The following is a 6445-nucleotide window of genomic DNA, read 5'->3' as shown; positions in this document are numbered from 1 at the left end:
GCGGCCGACGGCGCGCCGGAGACGGGCGCGCCGGACGCCGGAGCCCCGGTGGCCGGTGCCCCGGTCTGGGCGGGGGCCCCGGCGGCGGGCGTACCGGCAGCGGGCGTGCCGGCCGCCGCGCGCGGCGCCACCACCACCTGGATCCGCCCGGTGGCGACCCAGGCGGCGAGCTTGCCCGCGTCCGCCTGGTCGACGACGGCGTCGAAGACCTGGCTGCCGTCGGTGTCCACCCGGCCGACCGTGTAGACGGTGGCGGCGAGCGTCTCGGCCCGCGCGCCGTCCGGGGTGTAGACGACGATCACCGGCTGACCCGGCTGGAGGCGGGTGGCCGGCAGCTGGGTGCGCCGGGCCGAGACGCCGACCAGCAGCTGCCCGGGGTTGAGGACGAGCGACTGCGCGAGGTCGGACTTGGTGAGCAGCCCGCCCTTGTGCAGGTCGGTGGTGGCCCGCATCCCGACCGCCTTGGCCCGGTCGGCGGCGTCCAGCGGCTTGAGCGCAGGATCGCTCGCGATCCGGACGACCACCAGGTCGGACTCGCTCAGCACCTGCCCCCACGGCACGTCCCGGGCGAGCGCCAGCACCGCGACCCGCTGACCGGTGCTGTTGTAGAGCACCGCGCCACCGAGCCCGCCCGCGGCTATCAGGGCCACCGCCATCGCCAGCACGGCGGGGCGCCGGCGCCGCGCGCCGAGCGTCCGCCCGGGCGTGCGGGGCGCCCCGCGCCGCTGCTCCGGCGCGGCCGCGGGGGCGGTCGCGGCGGTGGCCGCGGTCGCCGTGGCGGTCGCGCCGGGGCCGGGCGTGGCAACTGTACGGTTCTCCACCGGGGTTCGGCCTTCCTCGCGTTCGTTCGTTCGTCGGGGTTGCTGTGCGCTAGTTGAGGACCTGGACCTCGGCGACCCGGTAGCTGACGTTCCGCACGTAGACCCGGATCTCGATCGGGTCGACCTTCGTGCCGTCGGACACCGTCACGTCGTTCATCCACACGACCTCGACGTCGCCGCTGAACAGGCCGTTCTTCTTGGTGCCCGAGCCGGTCCTGAAGACGTGGCCGCAGGTGGGCGACGGGCCGGCGCCGTACTTGACGTCGTACGGAGTGCCGACCGCGGCAGCGCCCTTGCAGGTCACGCTGGGGCCGTCGCCGAGGTCCCACTTCACCGAGGCCACCCGGGGGGTGACCGTCACCGTGAGGCTGCCGGCGTGGAGCGGTTGCGTGACCGGCTTCTTCGGGTCCGCCAGCCAGAGCCAGACGTTCCCGCCGACCACCGGGTCCTTCCCGGGGGCGATCCCGAGCTCCGGGGGTTTGAACTCCAGTCTGTCCTTGACGTACGCAGCGGCCATGGCTCCCGGGTCCGGCGGCGCGGGCACGGGCGCCTGGGCGAGGAACGTCGACGCGGGCGGGCCGATCGAGCCGTCGGAGAAGCGGCAGGTCCGGTTGTAGACCGCCCCCTCCTTGGGGTCGTGGCCCTCCCAGCGCGAATCCCCGGCCTCGGGCGGCGGGTTGATGACCCGGTAGTAGCAGCCGTCGGTGGCGCTGAACCAGCCCAGCTCGGGGTCGGTGCAGGCGAGGACCTGACCGTTCCAGGTGCAGAGCTGCGGCCCCGAGGTGCCGCCGCCTCCCCCTCCGCCGCCGCCACCCGAGGGAGGTGGTGTGCTGCCGGCGTGACCTCCGCCCGTGCAGATGACGGTGATCTCGCAGTGGGTGGCTCCCCCCGTGTCCGCGGGGGTGGGATCAGCCGCCACAGGGCTCGCCGGCGCCAGAAGCAATCCGGCGAACAACGGCGTGCCGATCACCAACCGCCTGACCGGTTTCAGCATGTGCGCCCCACCTCCCGCTTGAACTCGTTGATCAGCCAGCGCGTCTGGAACAGCCGCAGGGAAACGGTCGCCACGTACCGGTCGAGCCGGTCGGGCGGATCCTTCACCGCGCGCGTGACGGCGTCCGCCTGGTGCCACCCGGACACGTCCAGGCAGTCCTCGATCACGGCGGTGTTCGGATCGGCGTTCAGGTCGACGGACTTCACCACCGCGGAACTCCGCGGTTCACCCGTCATCACGAGTTTGGCTTCTTGTAACTGACGAAGGTTCACCAAGGCCTCGGTCAGCGCCTTCCCGGAAGCGAAGGTGTCGAATCGGGACCCGTCCGAATCGGCGCGTGCGAACGCTTCTGTCTGCGCCTGCCACCAGTCCTGATAGGTGCTCAGGGCCGATCTGGCCGCCGCACCCTCGGGTCCGTCGGTCGGCGCGTTCCCGACGTTTGCCGAACCACCCGAAGGAGGGACCGCGGTCACCCCCGCCACCGTGGGCGCGCTCGTCCCCAGCCGATCGGTGGAACCGCCGGCCCCGCTGCTCGCGCAGCCGCCCAGCAGCAACGCCAGCACCAGCCCTCCGACCCCAACCGCCCCAGGGCGCAACACATTTCCGCGCTGCCGCATCGCCCCACCTCGTCGCAGCCGACCCCGGGTGTGGACCGGGGCCGCCAGAAGAATTCCGCCGTCCCGCCGGTGTTCCCCCGCGGGCATCGATTCTTCGCCAAACCGGGCCTTCACGGCAACACCCGGGGGCTCCTGACCTTACGCGGAAGGCGGATCCGTCGGGGCACTTTCCCGCCACAGCAGGGCCAACAGTTCCTCGGAAAGCGACAATCCGGCCAATGCCCCCCGAACCGCCGCCCGATTGCGCATCAGAAGGCGCCCGCCCTCCGGCGGGACGAGCAGGCGCACACCCGGCGCGTCGGACTGGTTCGACGGCGCACCGGCGCCACCCGCCTCGTGCGGGGCGCCACCGTCGAGCAGCGCGCCGACGGCCGGCTGCAGGTCGTGCGGCCCGACGGCCGCGGGCGCCCCCGGGACGCCCTGGCCCAGCACGGCGGTCAGCGCCTGGCTGAACGAGCCGGGGCCGCCCGGCAGCACGGCGTCCCGGCCGCGCCGGCCCGGGGTGTAGCGGCCGGGCGCGTGGCGGCCGATCCGGCCCCAGAGCGGGACGCGCGAGTAGCTGAGCAGTTCGCCCGCACCGTCCTCGCCGCCGCCGCGCTCCAGCGCCGCCCAGGTGTCCTTGTCGGCGACCGCGTCGACCAGCAGCAGCGCCTCCTCCTGGTCGCCGTGCACCATGGCGCTGACCACCCAGTCCCAGGCCAGCCCGCGCCGGTAGGCGTTGTCGGCGGTGGAGCCCGCCGTCACCAGGGCGAGCCGGCGCCCGCGCGGGTCGGCCACCAACTGGCCCACCAGGCAGACCAGCAGCCAGCGGCCCGGACGGGCGGCCGCCTCCCGGACGGCGGTGAGCATGGTGTTGGCGTCCGCGCCCGGCTCGACGACGGTGACCCGGCTGCCGGCCGCGCCGGCGTCGAAGCACATCCCCGGCAGGACCTCGGCCAGCAACCGGGCGCCCTCGGCCGCCTGCGCGGACCCGCCGAAGGCGCGGTCCGGCCCGCCGTCCGCCCCGATGACCACCAGATCGACCCCACTTGCCACCCGCACCGCCCCCTCCTGCCCGGCCCCGGACTCCCGGGGCCGCCGAACCGTTACGCCGTCCGCTCCGGCCCGACGCGCACGCCCTCCGCCGTCTCCGCCGTCTCCGGCGGCGCCGTCCGGGGCCCCGGCACGCCCGGCGTGCCCCGGTGCCACCGCCGGGCAGGCTACCGCCCCGTGCCGTCACCGTCGGGCCCGCGGCCGCGTTCCGGGGCGGGAATCCCGCGTCCGGACGCCACCGGTGCGCCCGCCCGGCGCGCACCGTCCGCCGTCCGTGGGCGCCGGCTGCGGCCCTCCCTCGGTGCCCGAGGACGGCCGCAAGGCCCTACCGCCCAGGGACCATGGGCCCTGTCGGCCCGCGCGCGGGAGGGGGACCATCGGACCCATGGACCGTGACGACCCACTGGAGGAACTCGGCGCGGACACGTGCCTGCGCCTGCTCAGCACCGTGCCCGTCGGACGCGTGGTGTACACCGAGCACGCGCTGCCGGCCGTGCTGCCCGTCTCCTTCGAGGTCGCGCCGGACGGGCGCCTGCTGCTGGCCGTGCGCCGGGGCAGTGCAACCGCGCGCGGGTTGGACGGCACCGTGGTCGCCTTCCAGGCCGACCAGCTGGACCCGGTGACCCGCACCGGCTGGAGCGTGCTGGTGCACGGCCGGGCGGACGTCCTGCGCGACCCGGAGCAGGTCCACCGCGCGCTGCGCTCCGGCCTGCGGCCCTGGGTGGGCGACCCGGACCCGATGTTCGTCTCCCTGGTGCCCGAACTGATCAGCGGCCGCCGGCTGACCGCGGCCGGCCACCCGGTCCCGCACTCCTGAGGCCCGGCGGCCGCGCCCGGCGGCCGCGCGCGGGGCCCGTGCCCGGGGACCGGGGCGGCCGTGCCCGGGGGGGGCGCCGGCCGCCCCCGACCCCCTGTCACGAGAACCCCCTGACAGGTGACCGGCGAGTAGGCATACTCTGCGGAGTTCGCAGCAGCACCGCGCACCGCCGACCGTCCCGCCTGCCCCAGGAGCGCCCCGTGACGACCTTCGCCTCCCTCGCCGAGCTGACCGCCGCCGTCGGCACCGAGCTGGGCACCAGCCGGTGGCACACCGTCGAGCAGGCCCGGATCGACCTGTTCGCCGAGGCGACCGGCGACCACCAGTGGATCCACGTCGACCCGCAGCGGGCGAAGGAGAGCCAGTTCGGCTCGACCATCGCGCACGGCTACCTCACGATGTCGATGATCCCGGTGCTGGCCAAGGAGTGCTACGGCGTCGAGGGCGTGCGGATGGCGCTCAACTACGGCTCGGAGAAGGTCCGCTTCCCCGCCCCGCTGCCGGTGGGCACGGCGATCCGGGCGAAGGCCGAGCTGGTCTCCGCCACCGAGGTCCCGGGGGGCGTGCAGGCGGTGGTCCGGTTCACCATCACCAGCGCGGAGAGCGCCAAGCCGCACTGCGTCGCCGAGACGATCACCCGTTTCTACGCCTGATCACGGGGGAAGGCCCCTGGTCGGCGGACGGCGGCCGCCGCTCGCCGGGTCCGGAAGGCCGAGCACGAGTAATCTCCGACGAGACGGTCGTCGTACCGGGTCGGCGCTCCGGCCGGCGGTACGCGGCCCCGGCATGCCAGCTCTCCTTCGCCGCCCCTGGAGGTGCCGTGCCCCGCCCAGCCGCCCCGTGGTACTCCCGCGCCCTCGGCCTCTCCTCGGCCCTGGCCTCCGCCGCGTCCACCGCCCTCGGCACGCCGCCCGGCCTGGCCGGACTGCCCCGGGCGGCCTGGCACCGGGTCCGCACGGACGCCTTCGGCGCCGAGCCGCGCGGCGAACGGCTGGCCCGGATCCACCGCTCCCCCCAGTTCGCCGACGGCGCCTTCCGCAACCCCGTGCCGACCCGCCGGCTGGTCTCCGCGCGCAGCCCGCTGGAGATCGCCCGCGCCCAGCTGGCGGCCGACCGCGCCCGGCGGACGCCGGCCGCCGCCGTGCCGCTGCACCGGCTGCTCCCGGCCGACCTCGCCGCGCCGCCCGCCTCCGGGCTGCGGCTCACCTGGCTGGGCCACGCCACCGTGCTCGCCGAGATCGGCGGTCGCCGGGTGCTGTTCGACCCGGTCTGGGGCGAGCGCTGCTCACCGTTCTCCTGGACCGGCCCCAAACGGCTCCACCCGGTGCCGCTGCCGCTCGCCGAACTCGGTCCGGTCGACGTGGTCGTCGTCTCCCACGACCACTACGACCACCTCGACATGGCCACGATCCGGGCGCTGACCGGCAGCGGCGCGGTCTTCGCGGTGCCGCTCGGCGTCGGGGCGCACCTGGAGCACTGGGGGGTGCCGGCCGGCCGGATCGTCGAGCTCGACTGGTGGGAGTCGGCCGAGGTGGCGGGCCTGACCCTGACCGCCACCCCCGCCCGGCACTACTGCAGCCGCGGCCCGCGCACCAGCCCGCTCTTCCTCTGGGCGTCCTGGGTGGTGGCCGGCGGCGGGCGCACCGTCTTCCACAGCGGGGACACCGGCTACTTCGCCGGCTTCGCCGAGATCGGCCGCCGGCTCGGCCCGTTCGACGCGACGATGGTGCAGGTCGGCGCGTACAGCGACTTCTGGCCCGACGTCCACATGACGCCCGAGGAGGGTGTGCGGGCCCACCTGGACCTGCGCGGCGACCTGCTGCTGCCCATCCACTGGTGCACCTTCAACCTCGCCCCGCACCCGTGGGAGGAGCCCGCCGAACGGGTGGCCGCCGCCGCGCGGACGCACGGCGCACGGCTGGCGGTGCCCCGGCCCGGCAAGCCCTTCGAGCCGGCCGGGCCGCCCGCGCTGCGGCGCTGGTGGCGGGCGGTGGCCGCACCGCCCCGGGACAGCGCGCCGCTGGTGGTGCCGGACGGCGCGGCCGGTCCGGACGGCGCGGACGACCGGGCCGCCGCCGACGGGTCGCGGCCCCGGGCGGCGGCCCGGGGCGGCGACGGCCTGACGGTCTGACGGACCGACGGATTGATGGATTGATGGATTGAC

At 75.8% G+C, this 6445-nt stretch carries 7 protein-coding genes; 3 read left to right on the top strand and 4 right to left on the bottom strand.

The genetic code is table 11. The annotated features are described in order from the left end of the window. The 4 genes from ACFVVL_RS07840 to ACFVVL_RS07825 all read right to left on the bottom strand — a co-directional run. Nucleotides 1-821 (bottom strand): SAF domain-containing protein (locus ACFVVL_RS07840; RefSeq protein WP_387672196.1); only part of this gene is annotated, 821 nt, incomplete at its 3' end. Nucleotides 822-870: 49 nt separating this feature from the next. Then, complete coding sequence (locus ACFVVL_RS07835; RefSeq protein WP_387672193.1) at nt 871-1740, bottom strand: hypothetical protein; 870 nt, start codon at nt 1738-1740, stop codon at nt 871-873. Between the two features lie 68 nt (nt 1741-1808). Next, nucleotides 1809-2378 (bottom strand): hypothetical protein, encoded by a 570-nt coding sequence (locus tag ACFVVL_RS07830; protein WP_380297050.1) that lies wholly within the window; start codon nt 2376-2378, stop codon nt 1809-1811. A gap of 192 nt (nt 2379-2570) precedes the next feature. Beyond that, entirely contained in the window at nt 2571-3467 is an 897-nt protein-coding gene (locus tag ACFVVL_RS07825) for a hypothetical protein (protein ID WP_380297052.1), read from the bottom strand. Nucleotides 3468-3849: 382 nt separating this feature from the next. On the opposite strand from ACFVVL_RS07825, the gene ACFVVL_RS07820 reads away from it, so the two are divergent. The 3 genes from ACFVVL_RS07820 to ACFVVL_RS07810 all read left to right on the top strand — a co-directional run bounded on the left by ACFVVL_RS07820 (nt 3850) and on the right by ACFVVL_RS07810 (nt 6412). Continuing rightward, nucleotides 3850-4281, top strand: a complete 432-nt coding sequence (locus ACFVVL_RS07820; RefSeq protein ID WP_387672190.1) for a pyridoxamine 5'-phosphate oxidase family protein — start codon at nt 3850-3852, stop codon at nt 4279-4281. 200 nt (nt 4282-4481) lie between these two features. Next, nucleotides 4482-4934, top strand: a complete 453-nt coding sequence (locus ACFVVL_RS07815; RefSeq protein ID WP_350564017.1) for a MaoC family dehydratase — start codon at nt 4482-4484, stop codon at nt 4932-4934. A 263-nt stretch (nt 4935-5197) separates the two neighbouring features. Further along, a complete protein-coding gene (locus ACFVVL_RS07810) occupies nt 5198-6412 on the top strand; it encodes an MBL fold metallo-hydrolase (RefSeq protein WP_387672221.1) in 1215 nt (404 codons plus the stop codon). Nucleotides 6413-6445: the final 33 nt, after the last annotated feature.

It is taken from the genome of Kitasatospora sp. NPDC058115, from assembly GCF_042884635.1.
Lineage (GTDB): Bacteria > Actinomycetota > Actinomycetes > Streptomycetales > Streptomycetaceae > Kitasatospora.
The sequence above is the reverse complement of the archived record's forward strand: the minus strand, read 5'-3'. Positions and strand labels throughout refer to the sequence as shown.